The organism is Leptospira paudalimensis (genome assembly GCF_026151345.1).
Lineage (GTDB): Bacteria > Spirochaetota > Leptospiria > Leptospirales > Leptospiraceae > Leptospira_A > Leptospira_A paudalimensis.
In genome coordinates, this window is the sequence record NZ_JAMQPR010000001.1 from 789,525 (window position 1) to 810,181 (window position 20,657).

20 protein-coding genes are annotated in these 20,657 nt (G+C 38.7%); 16 read left to right on the forward strand and 4 right to left on the reverse strand.

Going from position 1 to position 20,657, the window contains the following annotated elements:
• Window positions 1–34 precede the first annotated feature (34 nt).
• Genes rnc through ND855_RS03670 form a run of 5 tightly spaced genes read left to right on the forward strand, consistent with a single transcriptional unit; the run spans window position 35 to window position 3,925 of the window.
• Window positions 35–763, forward strand: a complete 729-nt coding sequence (gene rnc / locus ND855_RS03650; protein ID WP_100718958.1) for a ribonuclease III — start codon at window positions 35–37, stop codon at window positions 761–763.
• On the forward strand, window positions 763–1,224 hold the full coding sequence (locus ND855_RS03655) for an NUDIX hydrolase (RefSeq protein ID WP_407658733.1): 462 nt from the start codon (window positions 763–765) through the stop codon (window positions 1,222–1,224). The genes rnc and ND855_RS03655 overlap by 1 nt, the downstream gene beginning before the upstream one ends.
• Complete coding sequence (aroB, locus tag ND855_RS03660) at window positions 1,221–2,321, forward strand: 3-dehydroquinate synthase (protein ID WP_265357228.1); 1,101 nt, start codon at window positions 1,221–1,223, stop codon at window positions 2,319–2,321. The genes ND855_RS03655 and aroB overlap by 4 nt, the downstream gene beginning before the upstream one ends.
• Complete coding sequence (locus ND855_RS03665) at window positions 2,314–3,210, forward strand: mechanosensitive ion channel family protein (RefSeq protein WP_100718961.1); 897 nt, start codon at window positions 2,314–2,316, stop codon at window positions 3,208–3,210. Before aroB ends, ND855_RS03665 begins: the two co-directional genes overlap by 8 nt.
• Window positions 3,185–3,925: a toxin-antitoxin system YwqK family antitoxin gene (locus ND855_RS03670; protein WP_265357229.1), complete on the forward strand. Its 741-nt coding sequence runs from the start codon at window positions 3,185–3,187 to the stop codon at window positions 3,923–3,925. The genes ND855_RS03665 and ND855_RS03670 overlap by 26 nt, the downstream gene beginning before the upstream one ends.
• A gap of 2 nt (window positions 3,926–3,927) precedes the next feature.
• Here the strand turns inward: ND855_RS03670 and ND855_RS03675 are convergent, their stop codons facing one another.
• Window positions 3,928–4,947 carry an LIC_10230 family protein gene (locus ND855_RS03675; RefSeq protein WP_265357230.1) on the reverse strand — a complete coding sequence of 340 codons (1,020 nt, stop codon included), beginning with the start codon at window positions 4,945–4,947 and terminating at the stop codon, window positions 3,928–3,930.
• Window positions 4,948–4,953: 6 nt separating this feature from the next.
• Window positions 4,954–5,940, reverse strand: a complete 987-nt coding sequence (locus ND855_RS03680) for a hypothetical protein (RefSeq protein WP_265357231.1) — start codon at window positions 5,938–5,940, stop codon at window positions 4,954–4,956.
• Between the two features lie 60 nt (window positions 5,941–6,000).
• Between ND855_RS03680 and ND855_RS03685 the strand changes: the two genes are divergently transcribed.
• The 11 genes from ND855_RS03685 (at window position 6,001) to ND855_RS03735 (ending at window position 17,988) form a co-directional block, all read left to right on the forward strand.
• Window positions 6,001–7,353 carry an ABC transporter permease gene (locus tag ND855_RS03685; protein ID WP_207762685.1) on the forward strand — a complete coding sequence of 451 codons (1,353 nt, stop codon included), beginning with the start codon at window positions 6,001–6,003 and terminating at the stop codon, window positions 7,351–7,353.
• A complete protein-coding gene (locus ND855_RS03690) occupies window positions 7,346–8,044 on the forward strand; it encodes an ABC transporter ATP-binding protein (protein ID WP_100718965.1) in 699 nt (232 codons plus the stop codon). The genes ND855_RS03685 and ND855_RS03690 overlap by 8 nt, the downstream gene beginning before the upstream one ends.
• A gap of 209 nt (window positions 8,045–8,253) precedes the next feature.
• Complete coding sequence (locus ND855_RS03695; RefSeq protein ID WP_265357232.1) at window positions 8,254–8,838, forward strand: ATP--guanido phosphotransferase; 585 nt, start codon at window positions 8,254–8,256, stop codon at window positions 8,836–8,838.
• 60 nt (window positions 8,839–8,898) lie between these two features.
• On the forward strand, window positions 8,899–11,451 hold the full coding sequence (locus ND855_RS03700) for an ATP-dependent Clp protease ATP-binding subunit (RefSeq protein WP_265357233.1): 2,553 nt from the start codon (window positions 8,899–8,901) through the stop codon (window positions 11,449–11,451).
• Window positions 11,452–11,476: 25 nt separating this feature from the next.
• The gene (locus ND855_RS03705) at window positions 11,477–11,911 is read left to right on the forward strand and encodes a hypothetical protein (RefSeq protein ID WP_265357234.1); all 435 of its coding nucleotides are present in this window, start codon (window positions 11,477–11,479) and stop codon (window positions 11,909–11,911) included.
• Entirely contained in the window at window positions 11,908–12,687 is a 780-nt protein-coding gene (locus tag ND855_RS03710; protein ID WP_265357235.1) for a tetratricopeptide repeat protein, read from the forward strand. Before ND855_RS03705 ends, ND855_RS03710 begins: the two co-directional genes overlap by 4 nt.
• Window positions 12,684–13,973 (forward strand): tRNA (N(6)-L-threonylcarbamoyladenosine(37)-C(2))-methylthiotransferase MtaB, encoded by a 1,290-nt coding sequence (mtaB, locus tag ND855_RS03715; protein ID WP_265357236.1) that lies wholly within the window; start codon window positions 12,684–12,686, stop codon window positions 13,971–13,973. Before ND855_RS03710 ends, mtaB begins: the two co-directional genes overlap by 4 nt.
• A 53-nt stretch (window positions 13,974–14,026) precedes the next feature.
• The gene (locus ND855_RS03720; protein ID WP_265357237.1) at window positions 14,027–14,797 is read left to right on the forward strand and encodes an efflux RND transporter periplasmic adaptor subunit; all 771 of its coding nucleotides are present in this window, start codon (window positions 14,027–14,029) and stop codon (window positions 14,795–14,797) included.
• Entirely contained in the window at window positions 14,798–16,051 is a 1,254-nt protein-coding gene (locus ND855_RS03725) for an ABC transporter permease (protein WP_265357238.1), read from the forward strand.
• Window positions 16,048–16,719, forward strand: a complete 672-nt coding sequence (locus tag ND855_RS03730; RefSeq protein ID WP_100718973.1) for an ABC transporter ATP-binding protein — start codon at window positions 16,048–16,050, stop codon at window positions 16,717–16,719. The genes ND855_RS03725 and ND855_RS03730 overlap by 4 nt, the downstream gene beginning before the upstream one ends.
• A 96-nt stretch (window positions 16,720–16,815) precedes the next feature.
• Window positions 16,816–17,988: a trans-sulfuration enzyme family protein gene (locus tag ND855_RS03735; protein WP_265357239.1), complete on the forward strand. Its 1,173-nt coding sequence runs from the start codon at window positions 16,816–16,818 to the stop codon at window positions 17,986–17,988.
• Here ND855_RS03735 and ND855_RS03740 read toward each other — a convergent pair.
• Window positions 17,948–19,174 carry a multiheme c-type cytochrome gene (locus ND855_RS03740; protein ID WP_265357240.1) on the reverse strand — a complete coding sequence of 409 codons (1,227 nt, stop codon included), beginning with the start codon at window positions 19,172–19,174 and terminating at the stop codon, window positions 17,948–17,950. The two genes, ND855_RS03735 and ND855_RS03740, sit on opposite strands and share 41 nt — an antisense overlap.
• A 25-nt stretch (window positions 19,175–19,199) precedes the next feature.
• Window positions 19,200–20,648, reverse strand: coding sequence for a rhodanese (locus tag ND855_RS03745; RefSeq protein WP_265357241.1), 1,449 nt, complete (start codon window positions 20,646–20,648; stop codon window positions 19,200–19,202).
• Window positions 20,649–20,657: the final 9 nt, after the last annotated feature.

A 20,657-nucleotide genomic window follows, 5' to 3' on the forward strand; every position in this document is an offset into this window, starting at 1 on the left:
GTTCCCCGAATAGAGGAACCCGGATCTTTTTCCCTTGTCCCATTCCATTCGCATCAAACTTTCTCCTGAAAGAATCAACTCTCTAAAAGAACTACAATCCCTTACGAATACTAGTTTTAAGGATGTTTCTCTTCTCCACCTAGCTTTTGTTCATAGGTCCTTTGCCAATGAGGATTCGGATCGGTATTTATCTGACAATGAACGATTGGAATTTTTAGGTGACTCTGTCCTTGGGATCCTTGCCGCTGAATACCTTTATAAATCATTACCTAAGGGCAAAGAAGGAATCCTAGCGAAACTCAAAAGCAAAATGGTATCTGCACCTGCGATTGCAAAATTGGCACGTGTGTACCGGTTCCCTGATTTTTTGTTATTGGGGAAGGGTGAAAAGGAAAAGGGGGAAGTGAATTTAAATTTACAAGCAGATTGTTTTGAAGCCTTCTTAGGTGCACTGTATCTAGACCAAGGCTTAAACAGTTGTCGGATCTTTTTAACTCCACATTTCCAATCCATGGAAAAAAAAGTAGAGTCAGCAGAGGAAACAAAAGATTACAAAACCATTTTACAGGAATATTGCCAAAAAAAATGGAAAAAATTACCAGAGTATGTTTTATTGAAAGAAGAAGGGCCTGACCACGATAAAGAATTTTCTGTATCGGTTTCGTGTGAAAATCATTTTCAAACAACGGGCGATGGAAAGAATAAACGGAGAGCCGAACAAATGGCCGCAAAAGCAGCTCTGCGTGTTTTGAACTTATTATGATCGATTTTTTACTCAAATCAAAATCCATGCGAGTCCGGGTAGCCGCACTCATCCAAGATCCCAAAGGCAAAATTTTACTCGTACAACAGCAGAAAAAACAATCTGGGTATTGGTTACTTCCTGGTGGGGGGATTGAATTTGGTGAATCTGGTGAAGAAGCTCTCAAACGAGAACTAAAAGAAGAATTGTCTCTCGAAGTAAGTCACACTGAATTTTTATTATTAAATGAATCCATTGATCCCAACAAAAAAAGACACCTGATACAAATTGTATTTTTAACAAAGGTAAAAGAACTTTTGCCAGTACTCAATGCGAAAGAAAAAGCCATATCAGGTTTTGGGTATTTCACTCCCAAAGAAATTTTGTCCATGGATTTACGACCTGATATAAAACATTTCTTTCGGACTAAAAGTACAAATAAACCTAGATATATTTCAAGCCCATGGGTGAATGAACCATGAAGTTATCAGAACGAGAAGTCGTCGGATCAGGATTTATTTACCCTGTTGAATTACATGAAGACTTTGTTGGTCTTTCTGAAAAACTTAAGAATCTCAAAAAAATATCACATGTCTTTGTTCTCACTAGCCGTGAAATCGCAGGCATTTATGAAAAATATTTAATCAAAGAACTCAAAAACAGTTCTCTTCCTTTTTCTTTTATCTACTTAAAGTCGGGTGAAAAAAACAAACACATTGACCGCGTCAAAAAAGTGTACCACCAACTCATAGAAGCTGATGCAGATCGAAATGCGGTCATCATTGCCTTTGGTGGTGGAGTGGTAGGTGATTTTGCGGGTTTTATTGCAGCTACTTACCAAAGAGGGATTCGGTTCATCCAAGTACCTACAACCTTACTAGCATGCGTGGATTCTTCTGTTGGTGGAAAGGTTGCGGTAAATGTTGATTCAGGTAAAAACATGGTGGGTGCATTTTACCAACCACAATTTGTTTTTGCTCCACTCTTTACACTTTCTACATTACCAAAAAAAGAATGGAGTTGTGGTCTTGCAGAAGTGGTCAAACACTCCTTTTTGGATGGTGGGAATTTTTTTGAAAACCTTTCCAAATCAAAACGTTCTGATTTTTTTGAAAAGTCAGATACTTTGCGTTATGCGATAGAAGAATCTGTTCGAGTGAAATCATCAATTGTTTCCCAAGATGAAAAAGAATCTGGATTACGTGCTGTTCTCAATTTAGGACATACAACTGGCCATGCAATTGAATCACTCACTCTATACAAAAAATATTCACATGGAGAAGCAGTTTCTGTAGGTCTTGTGACTGCATTGTTATTATCAAAAGAATTAGTTGGTTTTTCTGAATCCAACTTCCAAAAAGCCATTTCACTCATGTCTCAATTAGAATTACCAACAGTATTGGAAGAAAAACCGGATTTGGTTTTGAAACACATGGAACATGATAAAAAAAAGGATGGGAATACTTTAAAGTTTGTTCTCTTGGAAGACTTCGGTAAACCAAAGTTTGGTGTTCCTGTCGAAAGGAAACAAATACTAGAAATATTGAAACGCCATAAAGGAATCAAACTCCATGGGTAGTGGAAGTATAAAGGAATTTTATTTAGATCTCAATCCATTAACTTTATTGAGAAGCAATAATCGAGAGTTTGCTGAAACTCTCATTTTGTTTGCGTATATGGTTGTGTTTGCTGTGATTTGTTACAAAATCACAATGTTCCTTGTGGAGAGAATTAAACCGGCTCTCGACCCAGTACATGAATACAATCGTAGGAAAGTGGCAAGGATGGGTTTTTTACTCGTTTTTGCGATCGCCTATTTACCTATCATTTTTTCGAGTTTATCACTTCTTCCAACCGTGCTTGGTCTTGCTGGAGCAGGGATTGTGATCTCACTGAAGGAAGTTTGGCTCAACATGGTTGGATGGTTTATGATCATGGGTGCCAATGGATTTAAAGTGGGTGATCGGATCGAAATTGATTCGATCAAGGGTGATGTTGTTAATATTGGATTTTTTAAGTTTACCTTACTTGAGATTGCACAAGACCCAAGATTTGAACAATCAACAAATCGACTGATTCATTTCCCAAATTATAATATTGTTTTACACCGTTTTTTTATCGTATCCGAAACTATGGATTTTGTTTGGGATGAATTTCGTGTTTATTTAGAACTGAGATCAAACTGGGAAAAAGCAGAAAAAATTTGTTCTCAAATTTTACACGAAGAATTGGTATTAGCTCCAGAACTTGTGGAATCCAAAATACGAGAGATGTCAAAAAACTATCTCGTGAGACTTGGTAAAACAACACCAATTGTGTATACATCTTTGGAACCAGAAGGAACCATTTTAATGTGTTTGCGTTATCTGACACCAATTCGTTCCAAACGATTGAATCGAATCTTAATCTCGAAAGAAATCTTAACAAAATTTAGAGAAGAAAATGACATCTACATCTACACCCATTAAAGACAGTCCTGTTTGGATTTTTATCTCCCTTCTCTTAGTGATTTTCCTTGGTGGGTTCTTATTTGGACCATGCAAAGGAAGTAGTGAACGACCAAATACAGTTCCTAAAGATGCAAGTTTTGATAAAAAAACAAATCACTACCAAATGATTGGAGAAGGTTATTTTCGTGAATGGTATGAAAACGGGAATTTAGTCGCCATTGTACCCATCGATGCTCTTGGTAGACCTGATGGCATAGGAAAAAAATTAAACTATATCAATGGAACCACCATTATGGAAGGAAAAATGGTGAATGGTGAGAGAGATGGACTTTGGAAATTCTATTTTTCAGATGGCAAAATTTATATAGAACAAAATTACAAAGTTGGTTATCGAAAAAAACAACTTTGGATCCAATCAGCTGAAATTGGAAATGAAAACGGAGCATACTTCCGTTACTACCGCAATGGACGTTTGAATGAAAAAGGGTTCTTTGACGGAGGGCTTCGTACAGGTGATTGGGTGAGATATTATCCAGATACAAAAGTAGAAGCAAAAGGTAGTTATTCAGAAGACAAAAAAATTGGTGAGTGGTTTTATTATTATCCTACTGGTGTAAAAGAAGCATCAGAATTATATTCCGAATCAGGGGAATTGATTTCGCGTAACACGTATTATCCGAATGGAAACCCATGGTGTATTGTGAAACAAAACAAAACACCTGAATGTAATTAAATTTAAAACTCTGTCGTTTTCCCAAATAATCCCAAGTTGTTTTGGATGAGATCAATATTAAAGAGTAATAAACTAAATAAAAATGTTACAAACAAAATGATAAGTATCGTGCTGAATATGGAAAAAAATCCGTTTCTTAAAAAACGATATTGTAAGTAGGCAAAACTGACAGAAAGGTTTTGCCAATTTTTATTTTTGGACTCACCACCCACTTTGTTGTAATTGAAGATATAAAACACAGACAAGAGTCCAATTAAAAAGAAAATAAAGTAACTAAATTCGCTTACATAATGTTTTTGTAAGAGAAAAAGTGGGATATAAATTAGATTCCCAATTAAAATTCCAATCAGAATGATCACAAGGACATGGAAAATAGGCGCAAAATAGGTGCCCGTTTTGGTTTGACCAGGAGATCTTCCTTCTTCTTCCAAAGAAGAGGAAAATTGTAAGGATTGAAACCCTTCATATGGTTCCTTGTCTTTGATGATGGTTCGATACGCTAAAATCGTAAAGATATATGTACAAACGAGGAAGAGAAAATAAAAATAGGAAAAAATATCTTTTTGAACCATTAAGTTCAATTGGAAAAATATTTTTGGCAATAAGACAACAAGTGAAACTGGATACAAAACATGTGCCATTGATTTATGAAACCAAACTCGGAACATGTAGGTCATCGCAGTTGAAAATGTTAAAAAGAGATAAAACAATAGAAGTCCAAGTAGTAGTTTTTGGCCGATTAGCACTCGTTTGACGTTGTCTTTTGTGTCCTCTAAATCAGTATCAATTGGCAATTCTTTTGATTCTATTTCGACTAAAAAAGATTCAAGATAAGAGATTCTACCGATGACACCATTTTCAGTGATAACCTTCGGTTTTATCGTTTCCAAATTTGTTTCTGATGATTCAGAAGCGATAAAATCAGGAAATTGAACTGTGTAGTCCACAAAAAGTGAGTGAAGGACAACCAGTGCAATGAAGAGAGGGGATAGGATTGGTAATTTTTTTCTGAATTGGGTCATTAGAGTTTAAAGAATTACAAAAATTGTCATCATACCAATCGCAAGTACAACAAGCATAATGATATAAGGCATCAAATGGAAACTTTCATCAGCAGTTAAATTAGGATTTTGTTTTGCTTTCGTAATTTTAGCTGTTGGAGAGGCAACAGAGTTCATGATATTGGCAGCACCCATATTGCTATCAGTGGTTTTGATTTTCACTGAGTTTTCTTCTTCAATGATTTTTCCATAGATTTGTTCATTGATTTTGATCACAACTTCCGAAAAATTTTTGTTATTCGAAATGTTTACTATTTTAGCAGGGATTTGTTTGATCGCACCAGATTCTTCCTTTAACTCCAATGTGTTGATGATAGAATCAGTGATTGAATCTCCAGGCACCAATCGTACATATACATTGTCACCTGCTTTCAGTTCTACGAGAGGTACACCATTGACTGGAGAGAGTTGGAATTTGAACTGTACAATTTGTTTGTCAGCAGGGATCAGAAATCCAGACGCTTGTGGGACAGGTGTGACAGGAGGTGCTTCTTTTTTGGCAATCTCCTCTTCGTCCACAGTGGTTTTTGTCATGTCGTTTGGATCAATCAGTTCGAAATGGATTTCTACTTTTGGTTCTGAATTTCCCGCTGTACGTTTGTGAATTTCACTGAAAACAAAGTCCAATCGGTCCGTAAGATTGTGATCCATGTAGTGGAGGATCTCTTCTAAAAAACTTTCAGAACCAAACTTGGTTTTGATGAGTTCCTGTAAGGACTTTGTAATGTTTTTTTGTTGTTCTCCCTTATAGATCACCCTTTGCATTCGGTTATAAAAGTCTTGGAATGTGGACCGAACGGGCAGAAGTGAGAGGGGACTTGTACAAGAAACACCCTCAAATTTCACCGATTTGATTTCAACCGGGTCAATGATGGCAGAAACCATGGTGTACACCATATTGGCTTCGTCTCGAAGATTGACTTTGACAGAATAATAGTTTGGTGTTTCAGGCATAAGGTTCTTTTTTGACAGTATCCATCTTTCGAAGAAAGCTGTCAAAAAGATTAGGTCATCATGGGAATCGTCTCTTTAATCACTATTCGTTACATCCGAGGGTCCCGCGTTTTGGGATTCCTCTCCATTAAATCCAGACTATCGTTCATCGTGATGGCAGTGGGAGTTGGGCTCCTTGTTGTGGTTCTTTCCATTTTTAATGGATTCCAAAAACAAGTGAAGGAATCCCTTTGGCAAGGTGGTCCACACATCACCATCGAAAATTCCTATGGTTCAGGGGCCATTTATGATTATGAGACTGTCATCAATCATCTCAAATCCGATCCAAAACTAGCAGAATCCTTTGTTTCTGTCGAAGGGAATATCACAAGCCACGGCCTCATCCAAAGTAATAATAATTTTAACCCGATCATGATCCGTGCCGTTCCCATTGACTCGATTGAAAAATTGGTAGAAAATGGACTTCCAAATTTCCCTCGCATTTTGCAGTACAACCGTGATGAAATTCCTGCGATCAATACAAAAAAACTCGTAGTCGTCGGAAAGGAAATGAGTGCCATTTATGGGTATGGGATTGGACGTGAGATCACCATGGCTGTTCCTGGTGGCAGGTTCACAGTTGAACGAGGTGTGCAGGTAAACGTACAATCCTTTCGATTGGTAGGTCTTTTTAAAACCGGCTATTATAATTACGATTCGAAGTTTGTTTTTTTATCTCTCCCGCAAGCCCAAGAGTTTTTTAAGATGAAGGGTGCTGTGAACCAAATTGCCATCAAGGTTCGTTCTCTAGATGATTTAAAACTCACCAAACATAGAATCTTATCTAGGTTAAACGAAGAAAATTGGAACCAAAAAATCCAAGATGATACGTCTTGGTCAGTTCGAACGATTGCAGAAGAACAAGAGAATTTCCTTGCGGCCCTGCGATTGGAAAAAACCATAATCTCCATCATTGTGTTTCTTTTCATCGTACTTGCTGCCCTTGGGATGGTAGCAACGGTCCACTCCCTCATTCGTGCGAAACGTAGGTCCATTGGAACCTTAAAAGCACTTGGCCTTGCATCGAACGATATCCTACTCATCTTCACATTGAATGCCATGATCGTTGGGATATTGTCTTCACTTGTGGGTGGGATGACAGGGATTTTTATCGCTACCAAGTTAGAAGTCATCATCAATGCGATTTCGGAAATCATCAATGGAGTGGGGAGTCTTTTAAATCCAGGGGATTGGGATCCTGTGGAACTAGTTCCAAAAGATATCTATTACTTTGATCACATCCCTGTGGACATTGATATTTCCTTTATCTTTATGGTGACAACTGCTGCTACCATTCTCTCAGGCCTTGCTGGGTATTTCCCTGCACGTATGGCTGCAAATCTAAACCCAGTGGATACCATTCGCAATGACTAATTCTGAAATCAAACCAACTGTATCTGTTCGTAAATTAGAAAAATACTACCAAGTTGTGGACAAACGTTACCATATCATTTCTGGGCTCGACTTTGAAGTGTTACCCGGTGAAATCGTTTCTGTGGAAGGAGCTTCTGGTGTTGGAAAATCCACACTCCTCAATATCCTCGGAGCCATGGATTCGTTTGACGACGGTGAGGTGGAAGTCTGTGGAGTTTCACTGAAAAATCTAAGCGAAAAACAAAGAGAGAGTTTTCGTGCGGAAAAAATTTCTTTTATCTTCCAACAACACTTACTGCTTCCTGATTTTACTGCTTTAGAAAATGTGATGATGCCCCTTCTCATTGCTAGAATGAATCCATCACAAGCAAAAGCAGAAGCCATTGAGATCTTAAAAAAAGTAGGTCTCGGTGAACGAACCGAAAGTTTTCCTTCCCAACTTTCAGGGGGAGAAAGTGCTCGTGTGGGTGTGGCACGTGCCCTTGTGGGGAGAAGGCAACTCATCCTTGCTGATGAACCAACAGGAAACCTCGACCGTGATAACTCCAGGCATCTCATGGATCTCATCAAAGATTTACAAAACGAATTTAAGTTTTCTCTCATCCTTGTGACTCATGACTTAGAACTTGCTTCCATGGCTCACAAACGGAATCGAATTGTTTCTGGTAAACTATCGCCCGTTAGCCTGTAATGTATTGCCGGATTTGTGGCACAAAGGACACTCAATTTCAGATCTCTGGTAAATATGGGTGCGAACATTGTGTCACAGTGTTTAGTCTTCCCAAACAATCTCGCCGATTGTGGATACCCATTTCACTTTTAACAGAATTGGAAGAGATTTTCTCTCGAAGCCAATCCAAGATCCAAATCCTGTCTTTGAGAACTCGGCTCACAAGGAATTTGGCCCATTCACTGTTTCCATACTATGAACCAATGGAAATGGAAGTAAAACAATTGTTAGATGCAAATGGATATTGGGAAAATTGGAAAGAGGGCTCAAACAGTTTTATCGTATCAAAAGAAGGAGTAGGTCCAGTTTACCATTTGTACTTGGGTTCAGAAGACCATGTACGTTTGGAAATTCTAAGAAATTTGGATCAAAGCTACGAACAATTTCGAAACACCAACAAAACGTTACCTACAAGGGTTTCTCGGGAAAATAGTTCTCTCCTTCGTTTGTTCTACAGACGAAAACACTGGGCATATCGCCCTGGGTTTGGGTTTATTTCGTCTTGTCCTACCAATTTGGGGAAAGGAAGGAGGGATTCTCTCCTCCTTGGGATAAGAGAAGGAGTGGATCCCAGGTTCTTTTCACTTTTCGAGAAACTCTCTGAATTTGGTATAGAAATTGCTCCTTCCACCGATCATAGAAGAGAGTCCCTGGGAAACTTCCGTGGACTTGTCGTAAAAATCTCGTGGAAGAACGCATTCGCGGTCCAAAAACGTCAGTTTTACAAAATTCTTGGTTTACGAGGCTCCCTTTGAACCAGTACGGTCATGATGGGAACAAGGACGTTCGTCTAATTACTAAAGGCAGGGTGCGGCATGTTGGAATTCACAAAAAGAGCAAAAAGAGTCATCAACGAAATCGCCCAAGATGAGGCTAAACGTTTAGGCTCCGATTTTATCGGTCCCGAACACATTCTACTTGGGCTTCTCCGGGAGGAGGACTCTGTCGCGATTAAGATTCTAACGAATCTAAACATCAATTTAAACGAACTCCGTAAAGAAGTGGAGAAACGTACCCGTGAGGGTTCAGGTGCATTGTTACTCGATGTCAGCCAAGGGCAAGACAAGTACCAAAAAATGATCGAAGTTTCCAAAGAAGAGGCAAAACGCCTCAAACATAATTATGTTGGAACTGAACACATTTTACTCGCATTACTTCGTGATAATAATAACATCGCTGGCGGATCATTATCTTCCTTCAGTGTGAACTATAATGTCATCAAATCGGAAATTTTAAGACTTCTCGGAGCTCCACCTTCGGGTGCGGTAGGTGGTGGGACAACGGGTTCCCAAACCACTGGGCAAAGCCAAACACAAACGGCAACTCCTAGACAAGAAAAAAGTAAAACTCCGATCCTAGACGAATTTGCACGTGACCTTACACAACTCGCTCGTGAGAAAAAATTGGATCCGGTCATCGGAAGGTCAAAAGAGATCGAACGAGTGATTCAGATTTTATCTCGTAAGACAAAAAATAACCCAGTTCTTGTAGGAGAATCGGGTGTTGGTAAAACAGCAATTGTAGAAGGTCTTGCACAAGCAGTAGTCGAAAAATTAGTTCCAGATTTGCTTTTCGACAAACGAGTGTTATCTTTGGATTTGGCAAGCCTTATTGCAGGAACCAAATACCGTGGTGAGTTCGAAGAACGATTGAAAAAAATCATGAAAGAAATCGTCACTTCACAAAACATCATCATCTTCATCGATGAGTTACACACTCTCATTGGAGCAGGTGCGGCAGAAGGGGCAGTGGATGCTGCTAACATTCTAAAACCAGCACTCGCTCGTGGGGAACTACAATGTATTGGTGCGACTACCAATAATGAATACCGTAAATACATCGAAAAAGATTCTGCGTTGGAAAGAAGATTCCAAATGGTGAAGGTTCTCGAACCTTCTGTGGATGATGCAGTTCTCATTTTAGACGGTTTGAAAAAAGCTTACGAAGCCCACCATAAGGTGCGTTATTCAGAAAAAGCCATCGAACAAGCTGTGAAATTATCTCATCGTTATATCAATGATCGTTTTTTACCAGACAAGGCAATTGACATCATCGATGAAGCTGGAGCCAAAGCACGCCTTGCGAATTGCCAACGACCTAATGAAATCAAAGAGATTGAAGAAGAGATCAAAGCTCTTTCTGTCAAAAAAGAAGATTTGGTTCGTAGCCAAGAGTATGAGAAAGCAGCAGCTGTTCGTGATGAAGTGAATCGTAAAAAAGGCCAATTGGAAGAAAAAACAAAACAATGGCAAGAACGTATGGAAGGATATGCTGTTTCGATCGAAGAAGAAGACATCCTTTCTGTGGTCAGTTTATGGACAGGTATTCCTTTGAAAAAAATGGAACAGTCCGAAAACACGAAACTTCTCAATTTGGAAGAGGACATCAAATCTCGTATTGTCGGCCAAACAGAAGCCATTGAAAAAGTGGCACGTGCTGTTAGACGTTCTCGTACTGGTCTCAAAAGTGAAAAACGACCTACGGGTTCTTTTATCTTCCTTGGACCAACTGGTGTGGGAAAAACAGAACTCGCAAAAGCTCTCGCAGAGCAGTTGTTTGGTTCTGAGGACAATATGCTTCGTATTGATATGTCCGAGTATATGGAACCACATGCAGTTTCCAGACTCATCGGAGCCCCTCCAGGGTATGTTGGGTATGATGATGGTGGCCAGCTCACTGAATTTGTGAGGAGAAAACCATATAGTTTGGTGTTACTCGATGAGATTGAAAAAGCACACCATGATTTGTTTAATATCCTACTCCAAATTATGGAAGAGGGAAATTTAACGGACACCAAAGGTCGTAAGGTCAATTTCCGAGATACCATTATCATCATGACTTCCAATATTGCTGCTAAGGAAATTTCCAAAGGTGGACGATTGGGTTTTGAAGATTTTGCTGAAGAAAGAGAAACTTACAAAGCAGAACAAGCTAGAGAACAATTGAAAAAACATTTCAATCCTGAGTTTCTCAACCGTGTGGATGAAGTTGTATACTTTGCTCCTCTCAAAAAAGAAGAAATCGTTAGCATTGTGGATATCATGTTAAAAGATTTTAACAAACGTTTGACGGAGAAAAAAGTTTTAGTGGAACTATCACAAGGTGCAAAAGAACATTTTGCTACTATTGGATATGACCAAAACTACGGTGCACGACCTCTCAGACGTGTGTTCCAAAGAGAGTTAGAAGATTATATGGCAGTGCAGTCACTGAAAGGGGTGTATGACAACCCTACCAAAATTTTGGTAGATTTGGCAGACGGAAAACTTGTGTATTCCGAAACTCCTTGGACTGACTACAAAGAAGTCCCGAAAAAAGATGACGGTTCTTCTCCAAGCACTGAGGAAAAAGACTTAGCTCTCGTTTAGAGAGTGACAAGGAAGGCGAACGGAAATGGCAATTCTCATTCCCCTCGTCTTCCTGTTTTCTTACTTTTTCATTCGTAAAATTTGGTTCCAACTCCGTAAAATTCGCACTGTCGGAACGATTGAACGAATCGAACTCGGTTACATCCGCCCCAATTTAATCCTACCTGAAGTTAAAGTTCATTACAAATATTACTTCCAATCGGGATTGTATTATGGATCTGGGTATCTGAATTTATCAGATTTTTTACCTACCGAAGAATTCCATCTGCACCTAGGCCCTGGGGAAAATCCAATCCTCTATGTAGAGGATTTGGAAATCATTACGGAAGAACATATCGAACATTACTTGCTTTCCAAAGGGGGAAGCGTTTTCCTATACCTGGACCCTATTGAACCATACCATTCCAGGATCGATACGGTCAATTTGAACTCCATTACGGTTCCCTCGGATTTACTATGAAACATTTTTTTCACATCACTGCTGTTATTTGTCTACTTGTATCTTCATTGTATGCACAAGAAAAGGAACAAGTTGGTTCTGCTTATTTCCAAGCTGTGGATGAATACAAAACTAAAAACTATTCTAAATCAATTGAACTCGTAAAAAGTCTACTTGCTGATGGTAAATCATCTTACGAATTTTTTGCCTTACTTGCTTATAACTATGACAAGTTAAACGATTTTGATAATTCCTACAAAAACATGTTGGAAGCAAGAAAACGGAAACCAGATGATGAAGACTTGCTACAGGGAAGTCTTGCTATCTTAACTCGACACAAAAAATGGAAACCTGCTATTGAACTCGCTGAGAAAGCGATTCCCATGTACCCACAAAATCCAGAGATTCGATATTATTATGCTTTGGCGCTCTCTGAAAAGGGTGCTTCCAAAACTGCTCTGTCCCAAATTGAAAAAGCAAAAGCAGGAAGCCCGAGTGATGTCCGTATGCTAGAGTTAGAAGGTAAAATTTATTACCAACTAAAAAATTATGATAAGGCAGATATGAGTTTACGATGGGCCTCTAGCATCAACCAAAACTCCGCAGAAATTTGGAATAACCTAGCACTCGTTCAAGAATCTTTATACAGAACCAATAAAAAATTAGGCAAAAAAAATCAGGCCAATACTTATTTGGAAGAAGCCAAAACATGTATTGAAAAGGCATCCTCTCTCAATGGGGAAAGTAATACCATTAAAGAAAATTCAAAAAGGATTACTTCTCTCGTTGCCCTGTGAAAATTAAGTTCCATACACTCGGTTGTCGTCTCAATTTTTTTGAGACGGATGGAATGTACACCGTCTTAAAAGACAAAGGATTTACTCTTGCTACAGCAGATGAAAACGCAGAGTACATCGTTGTGAATACATGTACGGTAACAAACAAAGCTGATGTCAAAAATCGTAATATCATCCGTAATGCCATTCGCACAAATCCTGGTGCAAAAGTATATGTCACTGGCTGTTATGCGGAAACCGACAAAGAAGTGTTACAAAATATTCCCGGAGTGTTTGGTGTTTTTGGGAATACCGAAAAAAGCAGTTTGCCTTACCAAATCTTAGCGGATTGGGAAGGCAAATCCTACTCACAACCAGCTAACTTAGATCGTTTTTCATACTCAGACGTATTACCAGAAGGACATACCAGAGCGTATTTAAAAATCCAAGATGGCTGTAACCGTAAATGTTCTTATTGTAAAATCCCCGCAGCGAGGGGACTAGGTGTTAGTCGAAACTACGGGGACATTATCGACCAAGTTAAATACTTACAAGACAATGGAGTAGGTGAGATCCAATTAACAGGCGTTAATTTGGGTTGGTATCGTTTGGAAAATGGAGACAAAGGTTTTCTCAATTTAGTGGAAGATATTTTAAAAGTTTTAGAATACTCAAGGATTCGTTTGTCTTCCATTGAACCTCCTGATGTGGGATCTGGGTTACTTGATTTAATGCAACATCCAAGATTTTGTAAATTTTTACATGTCCCCATCCAAAGTGGCAGTCGGAAAATCTTAAAAGATATGAGACGGACCTACCATCCAGATGCGTTTCGTACACGCATCGAACTTGCAAAATCAAAACTTCCCAATTTATTTTTAGGAACAGATGTGATTGTAGGGTTTCCTTCAGAAACAGAAGTAGAATTCCAAGAAACCAAACAATTGTTAATTGAACTTGGGTTTGCCAAATTACATGTATTCCCATATTCTGTTCGCAAAGGAACCTCCGCTGAAAGTTTGGGTGATCCTATCCCTGGGGATGAAAAAAAGCGTAGAGTACTTGATCTAATGGCGCTCAGCTCCCAATTACATGAAGTCTATGCAAAATCTGCCATCGGGAAAACCTTTGAAGCAATTTTGGAAAACGATGGAAGGCTTGTGACGGATCATTATTTAAAAGGACGACTTCCGGAAACGTTCCCGATTGATACCTTACAAAAAGGGCAGTTTGTTGATGTTAGGTGTGAAGAATATTTCCCCGCCAAAGACAAAGAAGGTGAATTTCTCTTTACCTTTGCACGTTAATTCAAAAGAAAAAAGATTTCCAAATCAAATGAAGTGATCATGATGGGGTCATCATGAATCGTAAAAAACTCTACGGGTTCGTATCCTTAATTGGTATCATTCTAATTTTGATCCTTGTTTTTTTCTTTCGAGGTTCGAAATCTAATCTACTTGTCATCCAAAAAGGTTCGTTAGTGGAAGCTGTCTATGCACTGGGAACTGTGAAACCAGTGGATAGTTTTATCTTAAAATTTGGAATCGCGGCATCAGTCCGAGAGATTTTTGTGGAAGAAGGACAATCAGTCAAAAATGGAGATCCACTCTTAGTGAATGATTCTGGGATCACATTTCGTTCCCCGTTTACAGGCACTGTTACCAAACTCAGCATTGCCAAAAATGAAACGGCAATGCCTGGGTTACCCATTTTGGAAATCCAAAACCTAAAAGAAGTGTACATCTCTGTTTCCCTCGACCAAGAATCAGCATTACGAGTGAAACCAGGTCAACATGCCCAACTCAGTTTCGAATCCATCCGTGGGAATGTTTACAAAGGGGAAGTAGAACGAATTTATCCATCCAATGGCCAGTTTCTCGTGAGGATTAAAGCACATGAATTACCCCAAGGAATTTTACCTGATATGACAACTGATGTTGCCATTGAAGTTTCTTCCAAAGACAATGTGATCCTTGTACCTTTAGTCTCTGTAGAAAGAGGGAAACTCACACGTTATCGAAATGGGAAACGCGAAAAAATCGAAATTCGAATTGGTGCCATTAATTCAGAGTTTGGTGAACTCATTCAAGGGGATTTAATCGAAGGGGATGAGGTCCTAGTCAAAAATTAGATGTTATTTCTTGCGATCCGCCAAATTTTATCGAGACCCCAACAATCGATTTTAACGCTGATTGGAATTGTACTTGGGACAGCTGGATATATTGTATTTTCTGGAATTATGCTTGGTTTCCAAGCAGTCATTACTGACCAACTTGTGAATTCTGATGGTCAAATCAAAATTTCCCCGAAAGATGAACTAATCACCGAACGTACGTTCGATGATGTATTCTTCCAAGGGAAAGAAGTTAGATGGCTTTCACCTCCTTCAGGGAGAACCGATAACTCACGATTAACAAATGTTCTTGGTTGGATGGACAAATTGTCCAATGACCATAGGGTGATATCCTATGCTCCTCAACTCACAAAAGAAGTCATTTTTGTGAACGGAAAATCAACGGCTCCAGCTAGGTTTGTGGGTGTGGATCCGAATATCCAGCCAAAAGTCACCAATCTCAGCGATTACATTGTTGAGGGGAAATTGGCGGATCTATCGCGAGGAACTTCCCTTGCCATTGCGGGTGAAGGGGTTTTGAATAAACTCGGTGCCAAAGTAGATGATACCATTTTTGTTTATATCCCTGGAACAAATCTCATCCCGATCAAAATCGTCGGTATATTAAGTACGGGAAATCGTATGATAGATGAAGTGACAGTTTATTCCTCCTTGTCTTCTGTTCAAAGTATTACAAAGTCCAGTGGTGAAATTTCTCAGATCATTGTCAAAATTAAAGACATTCGAATGGCGAAAGAAATTGCTGAGGACTGGAGATACTTTAGTAAAGACAAGGTGGAAAGTTGGGACGAAGTGAATGCTAGTATCTTACAAGTGTTTCGCACACAAGATATTGTTAGGAACTCAACGACATTTACGATCATCCTTGTTGTTGCTTTCGGAATTTATAATATACTCAATATGGTTGTGAACCAAAAAAAGAAGGAAGTTGCGATTTTACGTTCCATTGGATTCGATGAAAAAGATACAATTCAATTGTTTATTTTCCAAGGTCTATTTTTGGGAACATTAGGAGCCATTATCGGAATTTTTGTAGGTATCCTTGGATGTTATTATATAGATGGAATTCCTATTGGAGATCCAAAACAGAATTCGAAAGCACTCATGAAAACAATGATGATTTCTTGGGATGTGATGATTTATGTAAAAGGATTTTCAATTGCGGTTCTTAGTGCATCTATTGCCAGTTACATTCCAGCTCGTATGGCAAGTCGTTTGTCTCCAGTTGACATCATCAGAGGTGCTACATGAGTTTGGGAATAGAAGCCAACCAAATTTATAAATCATTTGGAGAACCCCCTCAAGTTGTTTTACAAGATGTATCTTTACAGATCAAAGAAGGTGATTTTGTTGCTCTCACAGGAAAGTCTGGTTCTGGTAAGTCCACACTTTTGTACATCGTGAGTGGACTTGATTTTCCGACAAGTGGTGATGTGAAACTTGGCGGTACATCTTTATTACAGATGGATAGCAAAGCCCTTCATGAACTTAGAAATCTTTCTATTGGTTTTGTTTTTCAATTCCATTATCTATTACCAGAATTAACTGGATTGGAAAATATTACTATGCCCGCTCGTAAAACAGGGAAACAAAAACTAGTAGAAGAGTATGCCCTTCATTTGATGGAAAGTTTTTCTGTTTCGCATTGTAAGGATAAGTTCCCAAGTCAGATGTCAGGTGGTGAAGGGCAAAGGGTTGCAATTGCACGAGCTCTTGTGCAAAAACCGAAGTTTTTGTTTGCCGATGAACCGACTGGAAATTTAGATACAGCTAACGGAGACAAGGTGATGGAGATCTTCAAACGGATTAACAAAGAAGATGGAACCACGATTCTGTTTGTAACGCATGACCCTGATTATGCTGCAATCGCCAGGCAACGGATCCACATGGTGGATGGAAAAATTGCCGAAATTTCATAGAAATTCTGCTATAATAGTCTAAATTCGATTCTATAGCAGATATTTTCCAAAAAAAATGATGAATTCGTATGCTCTTCACCAAGTTTGGTAGAAGACATGTTTGAACATTTTGAAACCGAAGCCATCCGCATCCAAACGAAACGTACTGGGGAAAAAGAACATTCAACTCCCTTATTTTTAACATCCAGCTTTGTGTTTGATGATGCCGAACATGCGAGGGCACTTTTTGCAGAAGAAGTAACAGGAAACCAATACACACGATTTTCCAATCCAAATACCACTGAGCTAATTGAAAAATTATGTGCATTAGAGCACACAGAAGATGGAATCGCCACAGCATCTGGAATGTCTGCGGTGTTTACCTCTATATTTGGGCTAGTAAAGTCAGGGGATCACATCGTTTCTGCAAGGGCAATTTTTGGATCTACACATCAAATTTTTGCGAACATCTTACCACGGTTTGGTGTAACGACAACTTATGTTGACATGGATAAACCAAAGGACTGGGAATCCGCCATTAAAGATAATACCAAAATCCTTTACATTGAAACACCTTCTAACCCAGGCCTTGATATCGTTGACTTGGAATGGGTAGGTGCTTTATGCAAAAAGAAAAAAGTCATTCTCATTGTTGACAATTGTTTTTGTTCTCCTTATGTGCAAAGACCCGCAGACTTCGGAGCAGACATTGTGATACATTCGGCAACAAAATACTTAGATGGTCAAGGTCGAGTGATTGCTGGTGTGATTTTAGGTAAAAAGGAACTCATCCAACCTATCCGGTATATGGCTAGAAACACTGGTCCATCACTCTCTCCGATGAATGCTTGGATCATTTCCAAAAGTTTGGAAACTTTGGCAGTTCGAATGGACCGCCATGCAGAAAATGCGATGAAACTTGCTACTTTTTTACAAGAATCACCTGATGTGGAATTAGTAAGGTATCCTTTTTTGCCAAATGACCCCGGTTATGCGGTCGCTAAAAAACAAATGCGATCAGGAGGAGGAATTGTTTCCTTTGTGATCAAAGGTGGAGTCGAAAGGGCTAAAAAATTCTTGGATGCACTCAAATGGTTTTCATTAACGGCAAATTTGGGAGATACAAGAACCACAGTAACTCATCCTACCACAACCACGCATTCCAAACTTACGGAAGAAGAAAGATTGGCAGTGGGAATTAAACCTGGACTCATCCGTGTGTCAGTGGGGCTGGAACACATAGATGATATCATTTCTGAAGTAAAACAGGCATTGGCAAACTCAAAGTAAATAATTTGTATTCACTTTCTCTTTTTTCGGAAAGAGAAAGTGTTAATTGTTTTTTGGTTTCATTTGATAGTAATTTGCCTTTTTCTTTTAAACTTTCTTCGAAACTGCGAACATAATGTTCATCTGGTTCTACTATCGTTTCCCATTCTACTTTTACAATTTTTTTACCATTCAATTTGTATGTAAAATATACCGTATGTTTATCGTTTGGTGCAATTCGTGTATCATAGTATTCTTCTGAAAGTTTTGTGTTAACAAGTCTTCCAATGATGGATTCTTCGATTAACGTTTTTTTTCCAAATGTATCGATTGTGTAAAATCGCAAAAGTATCTTTGGGACCAAGTAAGTTGGGAATTTGTGGCCAACGGCGATTGATTTGAGTTCTGCATGGATACGAATTTCACCATCGGATATCTTTTCCAGTTTCCAGGAAGGTTGTACTGACATCCTCACAAATTCTGGATCATGGATTCCTTTCCATGAATGTTCCCGGTCGGGCATATGACAATTTTGGCATTGGAGACCTTGTTTGGCAAATGAAGAGTTCTCCCATTCTTTGTACACTTCCATCAGTTGTTTCCCATTCAAAAACACACCATATTCCGGACTTTCATGACAGGATTTACAGAAAAGTGAAGACTCAAATTCCGATTTCGCCTGAAATCCGTTATGTGGGAAGGTATCATTTTCCGTTTTATTTTGATTCAACGTTTTTCTTGGAGGTCCATACCAGATCTGATTTCGGATATGGCAAGTAGCACATTGAATCGATGGATTCGAAATTCCTTCCGGAAAATGTACTTTTTGAGAATGGATGATTTCATCTGTTCGAAATGTTTCGGAAATTTCTGCTTTGGTTTCTTGTAAGGGAGAATGGCAGTTTAAACAATTCTTAAATTCTTTTGATTCTAATATTTGTTTTTGCCAGATCAGTCCATTCCCAATGGATTTTGCATGGAAACTATCCTTCCAAGATTTCCATTGGGTTTCATGACATGTGGCACATTGTTTTGGATCCAAGTTCGATTCTAAAGGGGAAAGTAGTGATTGTTTTCCCTGGTTCGAACCATTTAACAGAGGTAAGGGATGATTCCAATGTTCAGCAAGAAATGAATTCTCTTTACAACTGAAGAAAATGAGAGAAATACAAAACAAAAACGTCAGTTGTAAAGAAAGAAACTTCATTTCTTTGAATGTTATTTAGGAGTGATTATCCACCGCAAGCATTTCCTCCACCACCAGAGGGAGCACCACCTCCACCACTAGTTCCACCACTTGTACTACTTCCCCGTAAAAATAATTTATCTTCTGACCTGATTTTATTCGAAGATTTTGTAAATTGTCTGGTAAAGTCTAACTGGTAGTTTGGTACATTGGCGTCAGCATTTGCGGTAATGGCGTCTGCAAGTGCAGAAATATCTGTCCTCCAATAGGATGCCGGTTGGGTGATGGCACTAGGACTCGAACCTGAACTAGGCGAACGTAAACCTAATGCACCGAATTGTTTCCAACCTGCTTCATAAAATCGTGTTGGTTTTCCTAGAATTTGGTGTAAGACAAACCAAACAACTGAAGTTCGAATCCCTTCTTCACCATACAAATATATTTGCCTTTGGTCTATGTAACCAGTGTTAGATAGATAAGTCACTAGTTGTGAATAGGACTTGAATTGAAAACTTGTTCCGTCATACAAATCGGTTGGAACAAGATTTGATGCTGATTTAACTCTCCCTTCATACGTTGTTACACAGGAATTGGAAACAAAACTAGCATTTGTTTTGGTTGTACAATTTGTGTATTTTGAACCTGCTGCTGTTGAATTAGTTGTACCAGTGAATGCAGCATTTGACCTGCCATCAATGAGGTAATAACCTTCAACGGGAACTGGATCAACTTCTTCAAGGTTGGAATTTCCATTTTTTATGGAGTGAATTAGATCTCCAATCGTAAGTTGTATCGATGTATGATCTCTTAACAAGGTTTTAGTAAGACCAGCTCTATTACTATTTGCATAATTGTAAGTAGGTGTCGTAAAGAGAGTATTGGAAGCTGTTAAATCGGCAATTGACCCATTGAGAACAGCCAATCTTTCTTTTGGAAAACCCCAATACAGTAACGAATAATAGGCGAAGGTAGCAGAAGATAAATTTGAAAGGTTGGAAGTGTCTTGTGCAAAAACAACGTAATCAATCGCTGGATCAATTCCATAAATTGCAAAAAAATCAGAAACTTTTTTACCCTTGCCAACAATTCCGTCAACAGACAAAACTCCATCATCTCTTGTATCAGTTAATAAATCATTTAGATTCGTTACAGGATATGCGTATGTTTGTTTTCCATCAAAAAATACAAACCTTCCACTCGAACCTGAAGATTGGATTTGGAACACTATTAAATTACCAATGACATAATTGGGTTTGTTCGTTTGCCAATTGGACAAAAATCTTGAAAGTTTTGTTCCAGTGATGAGCCCACTTTGGTTCAAGTTGTAATCCGAATTGGATAAAGTTGCAAGTTCCAAAGGTGTATAGTTTCTAAAAAGAAAAGGTGTTAAGTCAATTTTAAGGCTCTGTGGTAAAAAAGCATACTCAGGTTGACCTTTGCAACTTAGAACAGAAAATAAAAAAAGAATAAGGAGTTTATAAATTGGATATCGCATTGTTTCCTC